Annotated in this window: 17 protein-coding genes and 3 pseudogenes; 6 read left to right on the forward strand and 14 right to left on the reverse strand. The window is 37.0% G+C overall.

Features of this window, described 5'->3' with window-relative positions; translation table 11 throughout:
* Positions 1 to 39 precede the first annotated feature (39 nt).
* A complete protein-coding gene (locus ACTL4S_RS08915) occupies positions 40 to 801 on the forward strand; it encodes an alpha/beta fold hydrolase (RefSeq protein ID WP_005107025.1) in 762 nt (253 codons plus the stop codon).
* Between the two features lie 15 nt (positions 802 to 816).
* Here ACTL4S_RS08915 and ACTL4S_RS08920 read toward each other — a convergent pair whose 3' ends face one another.
* Entirely contained in the window at positions 817 to 1758 is a 942-nt protein-coding gene (locus ACTL4S_RS08920) for a M15 family metallopeptidase (protein WP_441299196.1), read from the reverse strand.
* A gap of 126 nt (positions 1759 to 1884) precedes the next feature.
* Positions 1885 to 2187, reverse strand: coding sequence for a hypothetical protein (locus ACTL4S_RS08925; RefSeq protein WP_441299197.1), 303 nt, complete (start codon positions 2185 to 2187; stop codon positions 1885 to 1887).
* Between ACTL4S_RS08925 and ACTL4S_RS08930 the strand changes: the two are divergent.
* From ACTL4S_RS08930 to ACTL4S_RS08940, 3 genes and pseudogenes are all read left to right on the forward strand, one after another.
* Positions 2148 to 2306: pseudogene (locus ACTL4S_RS08930) on the forward strand (OmpA family protein); the annotation flags it as partial. The gene ACTL4S_RS08925 and the pseudogene ACTL4S_RS08930 sit on opposite strands and share 40 nt — an antisense overlap.
* Positions 2307 to 2520: 214 nt before the next feature.
* Positions 2521 to 3852, forward strand: a complete 1332-nt coding sequence (locus ACTL4S_RS08935; RefSeq protein WP_441299198.1) for a site-specific integrase — start codon at positions 2521 to 2523, stop codon at positions 3850 to 3852.
* The gene (locus tag ACTL4S_RS08940; RefSeq protein ID WP_441299199.1) at positions 3839 to 4720 is read left to right on the forward strand and encodes a hypothetical protein; all 882 of its coding nucleotides are present in this window, start codon (positions 3839 to 3841) and stop codon (positions 4718 to 4720) included. Before ACTL4S_RS08935 ends, ACTL4S_RS08940 begins: the two co-directional genes overlap by 14 nt.
* An 89-nt stretch (positions 4721 to 4809) precedes the next feature.
* Here the strand turns inward: ACTL4S_RS08940 and ACTL4S_RS08945 are convergent, their stop codons facing one another.
* From ACTL4S_RS08945 to ACTL4S_RS08975, 7 genes and pseudogenes are all read right to left on the reverse strand, one after another.
* The gene (locus ACTL4S_RS08945; RefSeq protein WP_216938000.1) at positions 4810 to 5325 is read right to left on the reverse strand and encodes a hypothetical protein; all 516 of its coding nucleotides are present in this window, start codon (positions 5323 to 5325) and stop codon (positions 4810 to 4812) included.
* Between the two features lie 136 nt (positions 5326 to 5461).
* Positions 5462 to 5683, reverse strand: a complete 222-nt coding sequence (locus ACTL4S_RS08950; protein WP_216937998.1) for a hypothetical protein — start codon at positions 5681 to 5683, stop codon at positions 5462 to 5464.
* A gap of 35 nt (positions 5684 to 5718) precedes the next feature.
* Entirely contained in the window at positions 5719 to 6918 is a 1200-nt protein-coding gene (locus ACTL4S_RS08955) for a phosphorylase family protein (RefSeq protein ID WP_216937996.1), read from the reverse strand.
* Complete coding sequence (locus tag ACTL4S_RS08960; protein ID WP_216937994.1) at positions 6918 to 7406, reverse strand: hypothetical protein; 489 nt, start codon at positions 7404 to 7406, stop codon at positions 6918 to 6920. Before ACTL4S_RS08960 ends, ACTL4S_RS08955 begins: the two co-directional genes overlap by 1 nt.
* Positions 7399 to 10767: a hypothetical protein gene (locus ACTL4S_RS08965; RefSeq protein WP_441299200.1), complete on the reverse strand. Its 3369-nt coding sequence runs from the start codon at positions 10765 to 10767 to the stop codon at positions 7399 to 7401. The genes ACTL4S_RS08960 and ACTL4S_RS08965 overlap by 8 nt, the downstream gene beginning before the upstream one ends.
* Positions 10768 to 11501: 734 nt before the next feature.
* Positions 11502 to 12254, reverse strand: coding sequence for an AMP-binding protein (locus ACTL4S_RS08970; protein WP_441299201.1), 753 nt, complete (start codon positions 12252 to 12254; stop codon positions 11502 to 11504).
* 38 nt (positions 12255 to 12292) lie between these two features.
* Positions 12293 to 13026: pseudogene (locus tag ACTL4S_RS08975) on the reverse strand (thermostable hemolysin).
* A 187-nt stretch (positions 13027 to 13213) separates the two neighbouring features.
* On the opposite strand from ACTL4S_RS08975, the gene ACTL4S_RS08980 reads away from it, so the two are divergent.
* Complete coding sequence (locus ACTL4S_RS08980) at positions 13214 to 13600, forward strand: diacylglycerol kinase (RefSeq protein WP_441299202.1); 387 nt, start codon at positions 13214 to 13216, stop codon at positions 13598 to 13600.
* Positions 13601 to 13639: 39 nt separating this feature from the next.
* Positions 13640 to 14350 carry a phosphatase PAP2 family protein gene (locus tag ACTL4S_RS08985; protein WP_224215790.1) on the forward strand — a complete coding sequence of 237 codons (711 nt, stop codon included), beginning with the start codon at positions 13640 to 13642 and terminating at the stop codon, positions 14348 to 14350.
* Positions 14351 to 14376: 26 nt separating this feature from the next.
* Here ACTL4S_RS08985 and ACTL4S_RS08990 read toward each other — a convergent pair whose 3' ends face one another.
* From ACTL4S_RS08990 to ACTL4S_RS09010, 5 genes and pseudogenes are all read right to left on the reverse strand, one after another.
* Entirely contained in the window at positions 14377 to 15696 is a 1320-nt protein-coding gene (locus ACTL4S_RS08990; RefSeq protein ID WP_441299203.1) for an ATP-binding protein, read from the reverse strand.
* A 5-nt stretch (positions 15697 to 15701) separates the two neighbouring features.
* Entirely contained in the window at positions 15702 to 16373 is a 672-nt protein-coding gene (locus tag ACTL4S_RS08995; RefSeq protein WP_005100414.1) for a response regulator transcription factor, read from the reverse strand.
* 1 nt (position 16374) lies between these two features.
* Positions 16375 to 18060 (reverse strand): phosphoethanolamine transferase, encoded by a 1686-nt coding sequence (locus tag ACTL4S_RS09000; RefSeq protein ID WP_441299204.1) that lies wholly within the window; start codon positions 18058 to 18060, stop codon positions 16375 to 16377.
* 105 nt (positions 18061 to 18165) lie between these two features.
* Positions 18166 to 19242 (reverse strand): annotated as a pseudogene (locus ACTL4S_RS09005) (DUF4010 domain-containing protein); the annotation flags it as partial.
* A gap of 186 nt (positions 19243 to 19428) precedes the next feature.
* Positions 19429 to 20802, reverse strand: coding sequence for an amidohydrolase family protein (locus ACTL4S_RS09010; RefSeq protein ID WP_441299205.1), 1374 nt, complete (start codon positions 20800 to 20802; stop codon positions 19429 to 19431).
* Between the last annotated feature and the right edge of the window lie 10 nt (positions 20803 to 20812).

The following is a 20812-nucleotide window of genomic DNA, read 5'->3' on the forward strand; positions in this document are numbered from 1 at the left end:
ACTATAAACACTTAAACAAAGAAATCATGGAATTCTCAAATGATCCTAAATTATCAACTTCAACACCACGAAACGTCAGTACTATCTCCAATGGTCTTCATTCATGGTTTATTCGGTAGTTTAAGTAATTTAGGCGTACTAGCTCGATATTTTTCTGAGCAAAGAACCGTGATCCAACTTGATGTATGCAATCATGGTCTTTCTGCTCATAGTTCAGACTTAAATTATCAGCTTATGGCTGAAGATGTCCTAGAAACTTTATCCAGTTTAAATATTCAAAAGTTCGTAGTAGTAGGGCATTCCATGGGTGGGAAAATTGCCATGAAATTGGCTGATTTAGCCCGTGTACAAACTGAAAGGTTGGTCGTCCTGGATATTACACCAATCCAATATCATGAGAGTCATCATACTGAGATTTTTAAAGCTTTATTTGCGGTGCAGCAAGCAAATGTTGCTTCACGACTTGAGGCAGCAAAAATTATGCGTGAATACATTGATGAAGAAATGGTAATTCAGTTTTTATTAAAATCCTTTAATAAAGGGCAGTGGCTCTTTAATGTTCAGGCTTTATTTGATCATTATCCAGATATTATGGATTGGGAAAAGGTCGAAAAAATTAATCTGCCAGCTTTATTTCTTCGTGGCGGTAATTCTTTTTATATCTCAAAACCTGAACATTTTGCGGCAATCAATGAACAATTTTCTCAGGCGAAAATTGAATGCATTGAAAATACAGGACATTGGCTGCATGGTGAAAAACCAGATGAAGTCATTAAACATATGCAGACTTTTCTAAATTAATTTACGATTTCGCACTCAAGGCTGAAATGTTTGAGTCTGTAATTGTCCTTCATGAATGAGTTGATGCGCCATTTCAGCTGTTTTCTTTAAACCGGGCATACGATATTCAGTATGTCCAAAATCTTTAATGGATTTCCAGCGACCGCCCCAGGTTAAACCCACCGATTCTGCAATCTGGCCAAACAGTTCATAACCACGCATGGCCCATGGATCACGTTCACTAATCACCACCTTGCCATTCCGCTTAAAGGCAATATCCGCGGCCAGACCAAACTGATGATAACTTTGAAAGCCTTTGGCCTTGGTAATATTACTGTCGGTCGCCAAAGAGTTTTGCCTTTCCGGACTTCGATAACCTTCGAGTAAAACCAGCTCATAACCATGCTGTTCGCGCATAATTTTAAAAACCATCAGTAAGCGCTGTTTAAATCGCGGATTCATCTTATGCCATTTACGGTCTGCTGTGCTGATATTTGGATTTATATGAATGTCTTCAATATTCAGATTAAGGCTTTGCGCTGAAATTACAGAATGATTTGCTAAAGATTCTTCTTGTAAGGCTTCGATAATAAGCTGTTCATCAACTTCAGTTGGAGCTGTTAATATTTGCCCATCTAATAATGCATAAATCTGTGGATCAACTTTCCTTAAATATTCAGCTTCAAACCTACTTGCAGTAAGTGGCTGAGTGAAAGCGAACATTAAAATACTGGCAAATAAGCTAAATCCTGAAATCAAAATCCACCATTGCTGCAAATACCATTCAGACTGAAGATGCTCAGGCGATGCCGCCTGATGAAATTTCTGAACAAACTGTTTTGCTTGAGAAAATTGTTGTTTGCTTTGTGAAATCAAATCAAGAAAAAAATCCTGTATTCTTAATCGAAACTCGTAAGACAGCAAGGCTAACATAGCTAAGCTTAATAGAATAAAGCTGCTCAATATAATCAAAATCATCAGTTGAATGATTGATCTAATAATAATTCAAAAATTTTTTTTTATTCATCGATATAAATTTTCCAACGGCGTCATTTTTAAGTCTTGATTTTTATAAGTGTCCATCATATTTATTTGAAAATTGAGTTAGGGTAAATGAATCGTAATATAAGCTTGTTCAGCAGGAGTGCTAATCAAATTTTGATATTGAGAAAACACAGCAGCTTGTTCTGTTGACAAGGCATATTTAAAAACCACAAAGCTGATCACAGCAAATAATAATAAAAATATCAGAATCCAGAAAAATGGTAATTCACGATGGATGATATGTCGGATTTGATCTGGAATTGCTGAAAAAGGAGAAAAAGAAACTTTTTTACACTTGAGATAATCAATCTGATCTCCGATACGAGCAACGTGCAGAAGCAGTAAAAGCTTATTTAATCGCAAAAAATCTTCCAGCGCATTTACTGAGTACTGAAGGTTCAGGTTCAAGTAAACCTGTAGCGGATAATGCAACAGCTGAGGGTCGTAAGAGAAATCGTCGGATTGAATTTGAAGTGCTTTAACGTTTAAGTTGCTTGAGCAGCTATAAGTATATGGTGAATGACCTGTATGAGTATATTAATAGTATTTCGTATAATGTATATTATGTTAAATATAATACATCTGATAATAACTTCATAAGTACACTTCTGTTGCTTAATATCAATAACTTATAGAAATAAAATCCCTAATCAAAATATGATATGTTGATCTAAATTTTAGTTCATGAAGTTCACCATGTTTGAAGTCAAAAGTATTCAATTAGAAGAAAAGATATCTAATGAAAATGAAATCAAATTATTGTTTGATACTGAGTCGACATTCCCATGCTTATTCCCATTATTGTTTAGCTTGAAAGTGACACGATTTCAAAGCCTATCTACACAATATCTTGATTTGATGGCTCTAAAAGACTGGTATAAAAAATACTCTATATCCTTCTGCGAATTTTTCTATTCTTCAAATTATAATTTTGAACTTATTTACGATGAAATTGATAATTTTATCATTTACCTAGAAAATAATAATGACTTAAGTGATGTCATATACTTAGGAGGAAATCGTAAAGTCAGTTATATAAATATTAGCAACAAGATTCGCTCTTTTTTGAAATTTTATACTTATCTTATGGATGACTATCTGACTGTAAAGAAACACCCTCATCTAGATAGAAAAGAAATAGAAAAAATTAAATCAAACATAAAAAAATATATCGAGATTAAGAAAAAAATTATTAGGAAATCCACTAAAACCATATATGGCGAAAAGAAGTATCTGTTTAAAAGTATGACAAATGAAATGGTTAAAGTTCTATATGAGACTATAGCCCCTAGCAGTTCTAACAATATTAATTCTTTTAATCCATTTAAAAATAGACCAACTCAATTTAGAAATTTTCTAATCATTCACTTAATGCTCAATTATGGACTTCGAGTTGGTGAGCTGATGTTGCTGACAGTAAATTCTATCAAAAAATCTGTATTGAATGATTCTTATAGTTTAATTATTACCAATACTGATGATGAACATGATGCCAGACGTAGAAAACCTAAAATTAAAAATGAATTTTCATACCGAGTAATAACATTACAAGAAAGAGATTATAGATTTATAAATATTTATATAAAAGAAATTCGTAGTGATATTAACTCTGATATCTTATTCACATCATTAAAACCACCCTATTCTTCTTTGAGTTATTCTAGTATTAATAAAATTTTTACAATCCTGGATAAAAATATTAAATATAAAATACCGCATCACTTTGATAATAAAGCTTTTGACTCAATAAATAGCATTACACCGCATGTTTGTAGACATACATGGGCATATTTAATGTTAAATTATTCATTTAAAAAATATGAAAACATGGATAAACTAGGAAATTCGATTAATAATATAGGTCAAAATTCTTTGGATAAAGCACAAGATGATTTACGTGTGCTTGGAGGTTGGTCTCCCACGAGTTTAATGCCTACCTACTACGGCAAGAGGTTTATCGTAGAAAGAGCAAATATCTCAAATCTTGAAAGAATTATTGAAATGAGTACTATTTTTGATAAAACCTAATAAAAAACAATATGATATTGAATGTAATTCTTCGGGTGATGAACGGATTTTCAATATCTTCTCATATGAGGATTTAAATTCTATTGATAATTTAAAGATACCTCCGATTATTAAATTTAATCTTGCTTCTAAATTTGATACTAAATTTATCAGTACCAAGCCAGATATTTGGGATTTTTTCTATTCTGGAAATAGGCTTCATTTAAATTTCAATTGTTTTGACTATTATGAGGAGAAAATTCTAAAATTCTTCTTGGTTTATTTTGTACAGGTTAATACCCCTTCGCGACTTAATTCTAAATTAGATTCATTTAAGTATGCTATAAAATATTTTAAAAATAATAAACTAAAATTTAATTTCGATAATTTTAAAATATTATTAAATCATTTATCTAAGATGAATAAAAATCATTTTTATTATGATTTAAAATTTTTAGTTAAATTGCTTTTTTTAGAAGAGTTTTCTGGATTTAATATTGATAAAGAATATGAACTTGAATTTTTGGAACGTCCTAATTCATTCAACTCAGAATTATATTATCAAGAATACGAGGATCGAATTGACTACCCTCTTAAAACTATGATTCAACAAGGATTTTCTAAAATTAATAGTAATTTGGTAAATCAAGATCAGAACATAACTAATGAACAACTTTTAAATTCAGCAGTGCTGGGGCTAGTTTATGTGTCAGGGCTTAGACCCGTTCAGTTGGCTAAGCTTACTGCATTAGAAGAGTTAAAAGATCAATTTTCTGATATTCAAACTAAAATCGAACAGCTAATACACTTAAAGATACATAGAATCAAGTATTTAGAAATAAAAGTGCGTGCAATAGTTTCATTAATTAATTATTTATCAAAGGCCTAATCTTTCGAAAAGCACCAGTAATCGTAAGCGATCATCTTCAAAGCATCAAATTATGTCGCCTTGTGCAAAGATATGCACATGGCTATTACTTATTTATAAGTTAACGTGGTCTCAGTCTTTTTGGGTGTTTCAAAAGAGACTTTTTCAAAAACTATTAAGCTAAAAACCAAGGCCCCAATAAGGCCAATTAGTCCCATAATTAAGAAAGTTGCTCTAAATATTAAGCCATAAGTTATAATTTTACTTAAAAGTGTTTTTCCCATATTTGCTTTAATAAGGTTACTTTCTTCATTACAAAATATTCCAATATCAATAGAAGAATTTCTTTCTAATCTTTTAAAAACTTCTTCAGACTGTTTAATTAAAAAAGATGTTCTTTGATCTAGCTTCCAGAAAACAAATGCGGTAATACTTAGGAAAATGGATAAAAATATTCCTATGTAAGCAAAGGTACTTGAAGACTGAATGGAGACACCTATAGCGGTGCCTAATCCAGCAACGATAAAAAGAAAATAATTAAACATTGTAATTCTTTGGTTTGAATGTAATTCAAAGTACTTCCAAGCATGTTCAACTGCTTGTTCAGAATTAATCCTATTTGTCATATTAATAATACCAATTGAAAATTATATTAATTATATAACTTATTCAATTGAATAAACTAATCTGAATAATTCAGCCTAATACTTTGCATCATGCAGAGTATTGGATCTCCTTTTAGAGTAGGATGTAAAAATTTATCTATTGAGTTTGACTTTGTATCGTACCAACTACATTTTTTAGCCCCATAAAAGAGCTTTGATGTCTATAGCTGATATGCCACTCAGGAAATACTAAAGGAACTGCCGTTGGATATAAACGAGTACAAATATCTGAATAAGTCCCACCTGGTTCTTCTCGTTGAGGAGCAGTTGCACTTACTAATTCGGCAATTTCATTTTCTGAAAAATTGATATCAGACAAATCTTTAGTAAAAAGCTCACGAATGAGCTTTTCTGTTAGATCAATTTAAAATATTTCTCAATTAGCCTTAGAGCTACTCTTGCACTTATAAAGCTACAATAACTTTGATAATTATCATCTTTTTCTCGATCTGCTAAATCAGAAACAGATTTGATACATATCATTTTGGTGGGCTGGCCATGATGGTTAGCACAACTGTAATAGAGGCCATAACACTCCATATCAATAGCTGCCATCTTTCTATGTTGGCTTCTAAAGACCTTTTGAATGTCTGCGGAAGCAACGACTGAACTACCTGAAACCATAGGTGCAGTTATTAATTTGGGATGATTTGCTGGCCTGCATCCAGTATATTGTTGGTAAAATGATTGCATATCAACATCAAGTGTTCTTGCTAAAGAAACTAACTCATTACTAGCTTCTTTAGGATCAGAAGCTGCTTGTAATGACCAATCCTCTGTCCATTTACCAGATTGCCAATCCCAACTTTTTTCAGCAATCACAACATCACCAACCGATACTGCATCCGAAAATCCTCCGCAAATACCTGTCATAATGATGACTCTTGGCTTGAAGAGTTTTAAAACAACTTCGGTAGAGTGTGTCGCTGCGATAGGCCCCATTTGATTTAAATGAGCACAAGCAATTTTTAATGTCTTATCACCGCTTAGTTTTAAGTATCCACTTTTACAGTTAATATTTGAACCTACAAGTTTTTCATCGGAAAGCTCAAGTGGCCAACTATTATATACTGCTTCCAACTCTGGCTTTCTTAATGCATTTAGAACTACTACATCATAAATGAAAGATGTATTTTCATTTTCTGTTCTTAATAAACGCTGAACATATTGTTGGAGTACACCTTTCCAATTATCTTGATCGGCTGACACATGAAGTACACTTGTTACTAGTTCTTTAAACTGATGGTCAACTTCATTACGAGTTTCTTCACTAGCCGTTACACCGAGAAGATGAGTTGGGGTTGGGAGAACTTCATCTTCAACTATTTGTCTAAGTAAATTAATGCTACTATCTGCTTGGGGTATAGCACCATTTCGAGCAGGTAGTAAAACATCTATCAACATTAAATCAATTTTATTTTTATTTAATTTTCTACTCGCATCGGCTGCATCTGTAGCAATTAATATATCATTTTCATCAATACCTTGATCGATCAAAAAAAATTTAAGCCGTTCAATCTTTGTATAATCATCGTCTACAAGTAATACATGCATTATTTATTTGCTACCAAATTGAGATTTTTTAAAACTTGAGCTAAAGCAGTTTGCCATGGCCCATATTGACCTGTGTAATGAATCACTCCTAAAAAGCGTTCATCCAACTCCTGTTTTAATATCTCTTGTAACCCTCTTGGATCATGCTTCTTTTCCATCTGTGGTAATTTAAATTCTTCATACTGCGTCAAAACAACAGTGTATGTATCATCTGTTTCACTATCTATGAATCTTAAAACATCTGCTCCCCCGAAACCTTGAGGCTTTCCACCTCCGAGTCGATCCTTTGCAATATCATATTGAGGGATCGACATATCCACTACAGCTAAAATAACTGTCTTCGTAGATAACTCATCAATGGCACTAGATAAGGATTCAACAGATATGATTTCAATGTCAGCACACAATGTTGATCGTAAAAAAGACATTATTGATTTTTGTTTCGGCTTGTCATCTTCAATTACTAGTACAGTTTTTCCATTATTCATAAGCTTCAAATCTCCCTTCTCGCTCATACAATGGAACTGTAACTTGTACAAACCAACGTGAATCTTTAAGACCAAAATTAAAAGGCGAAGGACATTGTGCTCTATTTACAAACCGAACTAATCTTGCAAGTTTAGCAAATCCTGAACCACCTTCTCGATTAACCAAATGGATTGGCAAAGTACGAATATATTTTTCTTTAAGACGCTGAATTTCAGTTGCATTCAATACTAACTTTCGCTCTTCGGATAGATCACTATAAATTATAAAAGTTAGAAGTTTATTGGACTCATCATATTGCGTTTCAATATCAATATATTCTAAAGCTGATCCAAGCCCTGAATGTTTCCAAGCATTTTCAAAAATTACGAATAAACAATCAGTCAAAACAGCTAGAGCTGATGTCGTGAGAGGAATTTTGATAGTGTTTTCATGTCTGAATATTGCATCTAAAGTTCGATAAACATTTTGTGTGGCTGCTTGTGCAATATCAATTGCATCAGGTAATTGGAAATCTTCATCGTCAACATGAGCTGGAATTCTGAACCAATCAGAAATCATATCACATTGTATTTGAGTATCAGTTGAAACACTTTGAAGTGTTGTTATCATCGGCAATAATGCTGACCGATTATTTAAACTACGCAATTTACCAATCAAATCATCAAATTCCTGCTTAATCTTATCCTTAAAGTCATTTGCAATATAAGAATTAAGGTCTTTCAAAGCTAATTCGACAATTTTCCAAAATAAGAAATAGCAATTAGCTAAAAATGCTGAGAATGATAAATTCGACTCTTCTATCAAGCTACTGATTATTCTGAGAAATTCAGGGCTCAAATTGTCTTTGAATGCACCTCTAGGTTTTTCGATTGAATGAATTTGAATTAACTCATTAATCAACTCATCCACCAAAAATTTGATCTTCTTAGAAAAGTCTTCTAGGAAACATAAAACTTCTTCTATATTAACAATATTAAAATCTACGATATTTCCCCATATTTTTATAAATTCTTCTTTGGATATATCGCTTGGGAAATAAAGTAATCTATTTTCTTCTAAAGGACCAAAAACAGTTCCTCGTAAGCTACCGTGTCTAATCCGTAAACTCAGATAACAATCTAAACCATCAGTAGGATCATTTAGAAACCGTTTATACAACCGATCTACAATTTCAATTAATAATGCAGATGAGATATTAGGCTGACCATCAGATATATCCAAAAGTAATTGTCGATTATTTGCATCAACTGCAAATTGACTAATAATATCGTCAATTATTCGAGTTCCTGATGATGAATCTTTTACAGTCATCCAACGTTTATAATCTGGCAGTATTTCAGATTCAGCCCATCTACTAATTGCTGATTCATTTACAAATACTCTTGTTTGGTCGATTTGACGTAAACCTTTCTGCAATGTCTGATCAAATGTTAAATCTTTGATTTCATCTGTATAAATGGAAGCATTTTCAGCATCCCATTGTAGTAACAACTGCAATATTTCTATACGTTCTTGTCGAACTTTTTCAGTTGTATCAAATTTAGTGCATAACGATAGGTTCTCATCAATCCATACATTTGCAAAGAAATGAATAATTTCATCTTGAATATCTAGATTGTCATTAAATATAGAATTAATGTTATCTCTCATTCCACTTTCGAGGATAGAACGACAAGCCATTTTGCAAATATATCCAATACCAGCTATATCAGTAGCTTGATATGAATGATGGGATATTAATCCCACTTTAATAAAATCTAATTCTTTAAAAAACCGCCACTTTCTGTTTTCAAAAATATTAGTGACATCAAACTCACTAATATATCTTGGGTTTTCAATTAACCAATTATTAATTAAATCAATTGCTTCAATTACATGGCCTTTAGAATTTAAAATAGATGCTCTAAATTTAGCAACCTCTCTTGACCAAAAATCACCAAATTTATCTAATTCACTCAAAAGTCTATCTAGATTCTCATATTGTTCTGTCGAATATAGATGTTTTGCCAACCATAAAAACAAAACATTTTTACTAACTTTACAATCATTAAAGTTTCCTTCTGATAAGTTAATAATATTTTTAATTATTTCATTATCATCATTCAAAATATATCGTTTTAATATTTTAATACCTTCTTCAAAGGAAAAGCTTGTTATATCTTCAAGTTTGAATTTATTATTGAATATAAAAAGATTAGGACTCTGAGTATATCCGATAGAACAATTTACGAAATGACATGCCGCATTAACTATAACTTGTCCTATATCTAAGTTTTTATAGCAAATACCCAACTTTATAAGTTTATCTATCTGAGTTTGAGCGGTATTTCCATGTATTTCACACTCTTTAAATAAGCTAATAATCATAGCCTTAAAAGTGTTGTCATTTTCAATACTTTTAGTGGAGCTAAAATTTAATGATTTTAATAAGTTATCTTCAGTAGAATCATCTAAAACAAAGTTAACCTCTTCACTATCTATAAATAAATTTAAAAGCTTATTTAATCTACTATCATTAATTCCACATTCAATTAACTTTAATATTACTATTTTTGCAGTTGGCATTAGATGATACATACTTTTATCGACTGCTATATAAACCAAGCTATCAACAACAATTTCATAATAATCTATTAATGATGAAGTAATCTCTTTAGATATTATGATAGGTAATGTATCTTCAACATGATTTACTTGAGATAAAGCATGGTATTCCAAATAAGGAATTACCCAAGGTCCTAGATTCTTAAGACGTGGAAATGAGTTTTTGCACTTTGCATAGAAAGAATAAAAAGAAAAAGTGTCTTCACACCGATCACTTAGGATCTCGTATATCAATCCATTTAACCTATTTCCTGATGCTATCTTTAATGGTGTTAACCATTCTGTCAGGCCAGTCATTCCATTAACAGTTTGTTCCAGCACACATCTAATTTCTATACCCCATAAACTCCACCCATGATTCTCGGTAAAAGTATCAAGAACATCTATAGCTTGCTCAAATTGATCTTCTAAGATCAAATTTTGTATCTTATTTCTGGTTGTTACATAGATATTTATAGCTTCTGTTTGTAAGGACAACCAGTGAACAGCCCAATGCAATTCGTTTTTCAATGGTAAAGGATCTAAATTAATATATTGGCAAACTAAATTCTCTGGTTTAGCTTGACCTAATTTTAATAAATTAGTTGCATCGATGTTTCCAAAGATACAAAACTGATTGATACAATCTTTATATTCACCAATTGAGATACTGTTTCTTAAATTAATCAAAGTATTAAGTGGAAAAATTTGACGTGATTGCCCTTTCCTAAATTCAAGTTTAGCTTTGGATTGCTTTATTACTTTTTTTTTAGCCATGTTGAGTACTTGGTTTTCATATATTTATCAAATTTTATCATGAATTTTACAATTTATGTTTTTAGACTAAGTCCAATAAGATGACTAGATCAATTATCATAAATTTCAATTTCAATGATATAAACACCTGATTAATAAAGTTATAATTTCAAATTTTGAATTAAGATAACATTCAATCTCTTGGAATGAATTAAGCTATGATAGTCTTGGAACAGGGTTAGATGATAATTTCATAGAGGCGGGATCTTCTACTTTTCTTCTTTATTGCCATTAAAAAGATAAAATTTTCCTTCCCCCAGATAAGCTTTTAACATTTCTTTTAGATTTTTATTTTCTACTATCCATAAATTTATTTGTATTAATAAAAACTCATAACGATCTATTTGGACTGTTCATACAATCAAATTATTTTATATACAATTTTGCGACATATTGTGTCGTACTTTCCGATTATGAGTTTGTATAAACAGCCAAATCTTATAAGTTCATGAACTTAGAAAGTCAAAAAATTAGAATTAAGCCATCTAAGTTATTAAATTTTTTATTAATTATTCATCAATAAAATTATGAACTGGACTTTAGGTAAACATAAGTTAAATACTAGTTAAATAAGATACACTTAACCATAAGTTCATATCTTCCTTGTCCATAAAAGTGAATTTTGAAATTTTTAGAAGAAAATTGAATTAATCAGTCCAGCCCAATAAAACTGGGCTGATACTTTATTGTGGGATTTAGCAGACGCTCTGCACTGCATTTACAAACCGCTCTGTCTCAAAAGTATGATTAGATGTCAGGCCAAACTGGCTCACCTCGCCAACAATTACGGCGCGTCCCATGCTCAGTGCGACATAAATGCCGGCAATATTTTCTAATAAGGTGGCAAATGGAATCAGGCACAAATGCCGTCCAAGCTGACTGCTGGCCAGTGCCTGACTGAGTGAATGCGTAATTGATTCTATGGTATCTTCTACCAGACACACGCCTTTCGGTGTCCCCGTACTGCCAGAGGTATAGGTGATTTTTGCTGGTTGCTGGGTTTGTAAAGAAGATGAATACTGTACTGCCTGCTCTAGCCGAAAAAAGCGTGCATGTAGCTGGCCAGTAATGGAAATCTCATCTCTACTCATGTCTTTAGCTAGATTTAACAGCCATTCTGGTGCAGAGAAAGATTCATCCAGAATACAGAGCAGCTCTGTTTGGCTGTCGGAAAGCAGATGCCGTACTTGGGCTACAGTAAAAAATAGAGGAACAGGTATTACAGTCATGCCGGCTTTTTGTGCGGCAAGATCGACCACAATCCAGTCGATGCTGTTCACGCCCCATAAGTTCAGACGTCGCAGATTAAGCTGCATGAAACTGGCACTCAATAATTCTATCCGCCGTTGTAGTTCCGCATAGCTCAGTGTTGCCTGTGCGGTAACCACAGCTTCTCGCTGCGGATACTGGTGTGCTTGTAGGCTGATATGTTCAAATAAAGCAGTCATCATTTAAATTCTGTGCCTCGGTAAACAAGCAAAATGCTTTAATGACTAAATTGATAAAGTTGACGAGCGACTTGTAGGGCTTCTGCCACATCAATCGCCAGGACATAAGGTTTCTGCTGGTAATAGCTGCCCCACAGGTGCTGTGCCTCTCCTAGGACTTGCGGGTCAGCCTTTTCAAGTACATGGAATGTAATCCCATCTGTTGCAGCACATAACGTACTGCAGTTGTTCCGGTACATACTGCCCATTCGATGTGTTGCTGCGAGAGATGAAAAACCAGAAAGGCCACCATCAGTTTGGCTTTGTCCATATCTAGTGCTGCCAGATTGCCAATTTCTACTACTTTGTCTCGGCTGACCCTGGTCTGGCTCAGTTTGCTTAATATGTTTTCAACGGGTTCATCGAGATACTGTTCCAGAAAGGCATTAAATTGATTTAAATGCTGCATACCAATCACCACCTGCATCTCGGCTCCGTGATAACCGGCAAACAGGGTCGAAGAGAAGCTCGATACAGTGGCCTGATGGACTTGCTGATATTTTTCCTGAATAAAATTTTCCAGGCTACGGCGTTCAGGTGTCTCGCTTTGTTCTACAGTTTTGACCGTCAAATGTAGCGATTGATCCTGTGCTGAAATTACCGGATACGCCGGAGGTACTTGTAGTAAAAATTTATTGTGATGGGTTTGTTTTTTATATTCAGGCTGCTTGAAATATGTATTTAGAAAGTGAATCTGACTAGATAAATAAGGATCAAAACTAAACTTGATCATTTGGCTCACACCACGAAATTAACTTGCTACTCAAGATAGAAGTCCAAACTTAAAAAATTCTTAATTTTGTGCAAAAGAATGTAAAAGCTATGTGTATAAAAAATCCAGAGAACGGCCGGTTTTTTTAAGAGCATTTTAAGATTGAAAATTTAAGTTAATCCTATCTCTTGTTAACTGAAACTGTTCTATGTCTTCCTACCGCTCACCTTATAAAGGCACCTCAGGAACGCAGCGTATTTTTAATGCGACCCGTTATTCCCTGGCTGGTTTTAAAACCGCCTTTCAAAATGAGGCTGCCTTCCGGCAAATTCTGCTGATCAACCTTATTTTGATTCCTCTAAGTTTTTGGATGCCGCTTAGTCCAGCTGAGCAAGCGCTGATGGTCGCCGTATGCCTACTGGCGTTGATCATTGAACTGATTAACTCAGCGATAGAGGCAGTGGTAGACCGTATTTCCATGGAACGGCATGAACTGTCTAAAAATGCCAAGGATATGGGCAGTGCGGCTCAGTTTGTAGCACTCAGTTTAATTGCTCTGACCTGGGGCATCATTTTGGCTGGTCATTTGATTTGACCTCTGCTCTTGCTACTGCCTGAAATGGACAACTTAAAAATGATCACTGACCGTTCCCGGTTTTTACTGACCCAAACTTTACTTTTAATCTTCAGTTTTTTGATTCTTCTCAACTTCTTTGACATTGGAGGAGTGCTGGACTTACAGCTCATCTATCCATTTATCGATGATCAGGGTCAATTTCCCCTTCGACAACAATGGGCACTGGCAGAACTCAATCATCGCTATGTGAAAGACCTGCTGATTCTGGTGTATATCACATTATTGCTGGGCTGGTTGGCATCACTGAAATGGCAGAACTGGTATATACGGCGCTGGGAATTTGGCTATTTTTTTAGCATGGTAGTGCTGACCACGGCCTCGATCGGAATTTTAAAATCTCAGTCGGCCCATGCCTGTCCCTGGGATATGACCATACCTACCCATAACGGGATTTTGTGGGATTTTAGTGCTACTGCGGGCCACTGTTTTCCTGGAGGGCATGCATCTAGTGGTTTTGCGTTGATGGCTGGTTATTTTGTTTATCGCATTTCTAACCGCAAGCGTGCTTATTTTCTTCTGATCGCTGCAGTAATTTTAGGGTTGACCATGGGCTGGGCACAAATGATGCGCGGAGCACATTTCCTGAGTCATAATTTATGGACTGGCTGGATTATCTGGTGCATGAATGTCATTGGCTATACGCTGTTTAGCCACAAACTGCCGATAGAAAAGACCACTCCTATACTCTCTAGTATCAGGCAACCTTAACTCCAAGAAACCAGAAGCTTATTCGCTTAGGCTTCGATTAAAGGAAACTTGACCTGGACACAAAGGCCACCCAAATTGATACTTCGAGAAAATTCTAGTGTTCCACCCAAGCGCTCGGTGGCTTTATCTACAATGGATAAACCCAAACCGCTGCCAATTTCTGCATGGTTATGAATCCGATAGAAGCGTTGCCGGATCTGAGTGAATTGAGCAGGATCTATCCCTGCCCCACTGTCTTCAATTTGTAAAACCGCCTGCTGGCCTTGCTGGAAAATTGATACATTGATCACGCCATCCTTCGGACTATATTTAATCGCATTATCAATCAGGTTATAAATGATTGAGTGCAAGGCCGAGGCTTGGCCCTGAATCAACAGTTCCTGCTGCTGCTCTACCCCTAAATCAATCTCTTTTTGTAGCGCTAGTTGAATCAGTTCTTCGATACAGGTGATTGTCATCTGATTCAGTGATAACAATTGAACAGGCTCACTCAAACCTTCGGTCACATCCTGTTTGGCCAGACTTAATAACTGGTTGACCAGATGCTGCATACGCAAAATGCCTTGACTCAAATTATGGATAGACTCGCTTTGAGGGAACTGCTGTAGCAAAATTTGCAGCTGTAAGTTTAGTGCTGTCAGTGGCGTGCGTAATTCATGGGCAGAATCTGCTACAAATTGACGTTGTTCCTGTTGGGCCAGAGAAATGCGGCCAAACAAATAATTCATTTCCTGAATGGTCGGTTCCAGCTCCAAGGGATAATCTTTCATTGCAATTGGCTTTAAGTCTTGTGCCTTGCGGCTGGCCAATTCAGTTTTAAAATCATTGAGCGGCTGAAAATTTTTCCGGATCATCCAGCCTAAGCCAAATACTGCAAAAGGTAAAAAAAGCACATAAGGAAGAAACATATTGGCTGCCAGCTCCAGCGCCAGTTCCTGCCGGACATTTTGCTGCTGGCTCACCTGAATCTGTAATTGCTTAGCAGGAATAATATAAGTTAACCAGGTTCCATACCGCGTTTGATGCTTGTAGAAACCTGCTTTCCTGACCGGCGCCACCAGAACATCCTGCGGATGCAAGGAAGTGGCTGTATCTGTATAGGACCAGATATCTACAAATAAATCTTCTTCACTGTACTGTTTTGCCAGATCGATTTGACTTTGTAAGGGTTGCGGATGATTTTCTGAAATACGTTCTGCCAGACTTTGCATCTGTTTATCCAGTACTTCATTAATTTCTTCGAGCGCAATTCGGTATGCTGCAAAGATCAGCACACAGCCCAATACCACGCTAAACAGTGAAATATAAATAACCAGACGTTTTTGCAAGGAATAACGTTTCTGCATGGCGCTCATCCTAAACGATATCCTAGCCCACGTATGGTACGGATGAAGTCTTTTCCTAATTTTGCCCGCAGATGATGGATATAGACTTCTACCGTATTACTACTGACATCACTATCAAAGTCATAAAGCTTGTCTTCCAGATCATTCTTGGAAAAAATTTTATTCGGATGATTTAACATGGCCATTAAGATGGACCATTCCCGGTTGGATAATTCTATAGCCTGTCCATTAAACAGAGCGATATGCTGCTCTAGATCTAGTTCCAAACTGCCGTGTGATAATTTCTTATTCGTATCTATCCCGGTATTTTTTAAACCACTACGGCGTATTAAGGCATGAATACGGGCCAGTAACTCGTCAAATTCATAAGGCTTGATTAAATAGTCATCTGCTCCCTGATTCAGCCCATCCACCCGGTTTTGTAACTGATCCCGGGCGGAGATAATCAGCACCGGTAAATTCGGAAACTTCTGCCGGATATTTTTTAGCACCAGCATGCCATCCATCATCGGCAAGCCTAAATCGAGCAGGACAATATCGTAGACCTGCTGCTGTAACTGTTTTAAACCCTCAATCCCATTATTGACCCAATGCACATCAAACTGATGCAGCTTGAGCAATGTTTCAGTCGACTCGGCAATCATAAAGTCGTCTTCAATAATCAGTATTTTATGCATTTCAAGCTCTGTTCTTTAAGGATGGTGAGCATTGTGCAAGCATATCATTTTTAGCTTCAATCACTTGCGTTTTTATATCCAGCAAGCTTAATAAGCTGGGGAAAAGATGATCCTGACTACGGGTCTGGCTGGTCTGTCCTTTGAGACAGTTGACCTGCTGGGTATTCTGCTGCTTCCAGGTATCGGAGAACCACATCAGCATCGGGACATGGGTTTGCTGGGTCGGTGCCATACTATAAGGTGTACCATGCAGGTATAAACCATGCTCTCCGGTAGATTCTCCATGATCAGACAGGTACCAGAAACCGGTCTGATATTGAGTCTGCTGCTTTAAAGTTTCAATGATCTGGGCAAGAACATGGTCTGTATATACAATCGAATTATCATAGCTATTCTTTAATTCTTCTGTACTGCAGCCCTGAATGGCATTGGTCTTACAGGTCGGTTGAAATGGCTGATATGGCGCTTTGGAACGCTTGAAATATGCGGGGCCATGACTGCCCATCTGATGCAGTACAATTAATTGTGGTTTCGGGTTGTTTTTATCCAGATGCGCCAGATAATCTTTCAGGCTATCCACCAGGATTTCATCAAAACATTCACCACCAGCATCACACCACTTCTGTTTCAGTTGTGCCGGAATCTGATACTTTTGTACCCGGTCACAGGCACCTTTACAGCCTGAGTTATTATCAATCCAGGTCACCTGATAACCGGCGCGCTGGGCAATATCCAGCAAACCTTCACGGTGGCTGGCTAGCTGTTCATCATAGGTTTCACGTGACATGCCCGAAAACATACACGGGACTGAAACGGCTGTTGCAGTTCCGCAAGAGCTGACCTGATTGAAATTAATCACCGCTAACTTGCTCAGTTCAGGATTAGTATTACGCGCATAGCCATTTAAGGCAAAACTCTCGGCACGTGCAGTTTCTCCCACTACCAGCACCATTAATTTGGGATGCTCCTGCATTTGAGCCTGCTGTAGCAGATGTGCATCTTCGCCAAAAGTCACCAAAGGCAAATTTGCTTTAGGTGCTTTCTTTTTATAATAGGACAAGGTAGACGCGATGCTGTTTTGTGGAGAAAGCATACCCTTCAGATCGCGGTGCTCGCGGAAGATGGCAGCATAATCGACATAGAAACAGAACAATAAACCTAGAATCAGTCCGAGTGAGACTACACTGCTCAGGCTTTTATGCACCAGCTGATGCCCAGTCGATGTAGGCTGAATTTGAAGCATCCAGACGATGCCGAGTGGAAATATTACAAATCCCAGTGTCCAGATGATCAGTCGCATTGACCAAAGATCACGGACTTCACGGGCATCAGTTTGCAGCATATTCTGGATCTGGTCAGGCGTAATAACGACCCCCAGACTATTGACAAAATAAGCACTAAAACCACCCAGAATGATCAGGACACTGGCCAGTATTTTGGCGTTCCATTTCCAGTTCAGCCACTGTAATACCAAGTTGTAAAAGGCAATGATGATCAATGCCGTGGCGGCCAGTAACAGACCTGCTTTCAGATTGGCATAAGGCGTAAATTCATGAATTTTCTGATAGAAAGCAAAGTTTAGGATCAGTCCTAGCCAAATAGCGAGCAACATATTGAAGCCTGAAAGACTAATCGACTTTTTAGGTCGCTGACTAAAAAAAGACGAATGGGAAAACAGCTTCAGCATGATCCGTGGCTCAAAGACTTTAAGATGCTTTAGCCTAGAATCTGAAACTTAAAAATGGCTTAAAATGACTGGATCATTTTATAATATATGCAAACCAGCTCCCTTTTATTTCAAACTCAGAAGAATAAAGATAAGCCCTAACATATGTAGAATTTGGCTAGGCGCAAAATACAGAAAAAACTTCCATCCCCCAGTCACAAAAGAATTGATACTTTTAGACACCGCATGTGCCGCAAGTCCAATCATGACAGCATAAATTAAAGTCAGGTTATGAGGATTTCCCTGTATCACTACACCTGCTACAGCAGCATGCACTTCAAATAAAGAGGCTAAAAAAGTACCTAAGATTAAGCCGCTATCTCCCAGTAAAAGATTCGCGCCGTAAATCCCAGCCTGGATTAAGGTCAAACTGACCGCAATAATCACCGCTTCTTTGATACTGAACATTCGGCTATCAATTTCTTGTATTTCATTGATGGTCGTACTGTTGTCCGCTTGGGGAGTTCGATAAATCAAGAATCCGGCTGCAATACATAAAATTCCGATCCCCACCAAACTCGGAATCAGCAGGAACTTGAACCACTCTACGCTCACTCCCAGAACAATCAGCAAGAGCTGTAATAAGGTGGCAATACAGGAGATCAATCCGGCGCCTGCATTTAATTTTGCACTGGCCCGCCCGGATCGGACTTGCATGCCCAAACTGGCAATCGTGGCCGTACTGGAGACAAATCCCGAGGCTAAGGCAGATAAAATGAGAGCCTTATCATTGGATAGGATTCGTTTTGCCACATGTGCCATGGACTGCACAATCAAGATTAAAATGAGTAGTTTAAGGATGATATAGGGATTCAGTACGGCGCCCCACAAGGGCTTATTGGGCATGACCGGCAACGCAATCAATATCAAAGCCAATAAAAGTAAGCCATCTCTTAACTCATAGCTTTGGATCGTTTTTCCGGCAAATTGATGCAATGTCTGTTTGCCCATCAGGATAATCGTGAGTAGAACCGCCATCCCTGCAGCCAGTGGGATATTCCACACACAAATAGCGCCAATGATATAAGTCATCAAAAAAGCCAGTTCCGTGCTAGAGCCGATATCCTACTTCTGTTGAAACAGGCTATACACACAGAACAGGCTGACCGCTACAGCTCCTATCACCCCAATATAGAGATGCAAAGGGGTAAATTCAAAGAATGGTTTTATAGCTTATTAGATGCAATTTAGAAGTGAATGAATGAAACTCATCTAAAGATTAGAAAATATCAGTCTATTCACTCTGTTTAATTTCATTTAAATCATTCGTTAGAAAGGCGTCTGAGGTCACCCCACTATCAATGAATAACCTCAACCCCCACGTAAATCTTAAAATTCTTCCCGCTGTAATTCATTCACCGTTTGCCCCTGCTTTGCAAACCACTGATCACGACGTTCAAACAAGCGTGGCGCCGCCTGATTCACTTGATCAATTAGAGCCTGTAAATCGGCATTGATCAAACGGCCATTTTTAACCACAGTCTGTCCCGCCACCATCGTCATCACGACATCTTGGCCTTGAACTGCATGGACTAAATTGGTATGCAAATTAAATAATTTTCTATGATCAATCAACGGCGTCATCCGCGGTGTATCCAGTTTCACCGCAATCAGATCGGCCTGTTTGCCGACTTCCAATGAACCAATTTCATCTTGCATACCCAAGGCTTTAGCTCCTATAATCGTAGCCATTTGACAGACTGACCAGGCATCCAGGGCGGCCGCATCCAGCGAAGAAAATTTGGCCAGCAATGATGCCGTTTTCATTTCTTCAAATAGATCCAGGTTATTGTTTTCTTTTTCTCCGTCAGTACCCAAACCCACCGCAACGCCTTGACGTAGCATTTCAACGACAGGCGCTGCACCGGAAGCCAACTTCATGTTGGAAATAGGATTGTGCGCAACCCCTACCGCATGTCGCCTTAAAATCTGAATTTCATTTGCATCTGTCCAGACGCAATGTGCCAACAAAGTTTTAGGCAGATCTAGCAAGCCCAGTTTTTGCAGACTCTCAATTGGGCGAATACCTGAACGGCGCAGGTTTTCCTGTACATCAAATTGGCTTTCATTGCTGTGGGTATGAAAACCGGTTTGATAATCCTGACAAAGCTTCTCAATACGGCTTAATGCTGAAGCTTCCGCATAAAACAGGTGCTCTAAACCCACCCAAACCTGAATACGTCCATTCGCCTGCTGATGCCAACGATTGATTAAGGCCTCATTACTTTTTAAGGTTTCAAAATAATTGTGATCCGGATGCTCTGCGGCATAAGGCACTAGAACGGCACGAATCCCTAAGGCTTTTGCTGCCTCCGCACTACCCTCCATATAACGCCACATATCGACAATGGTGGTGGTTCCCGACAAAAGTGCCTCGGCATAACACAAATAAGAAGCAATTTTCGCATCCTCTGGTGTCAACACCCGGTGCATCGGGTCAATATACTGCTGTAACCAATCCCAAACCGGTAATCCTTCTGCCGTGCCACGCAATAAACCGGAATGACAATGGGTATTGATCAAGCCCGGCATCAGGATCGTTTGTGGGTAATCCTCAATGAGCACCTCTGGATAGCATTGGGTTAACTGTGCCAATGTACCCACTGCTTTTATTTGGTCGCCCTCAATCAGTATCGCGCCATTTTTAATGCATTCATTCTGCGTGTTCATGGTGAGGACATAGGAAGCTGTTAAAATTTTCATGATTTATACT

This window comes from Acinetobacter lwoffii (genome assembly GCF_052078135.1).
GTDB classification, from domain to species: domain Bacteria; phylum Pseudomonadota; class Gammaproteobacteria; order Pseudomonadales; family Moraxellaceae; genus Acinetobacter; species Acinetobacter lwoffii_Z.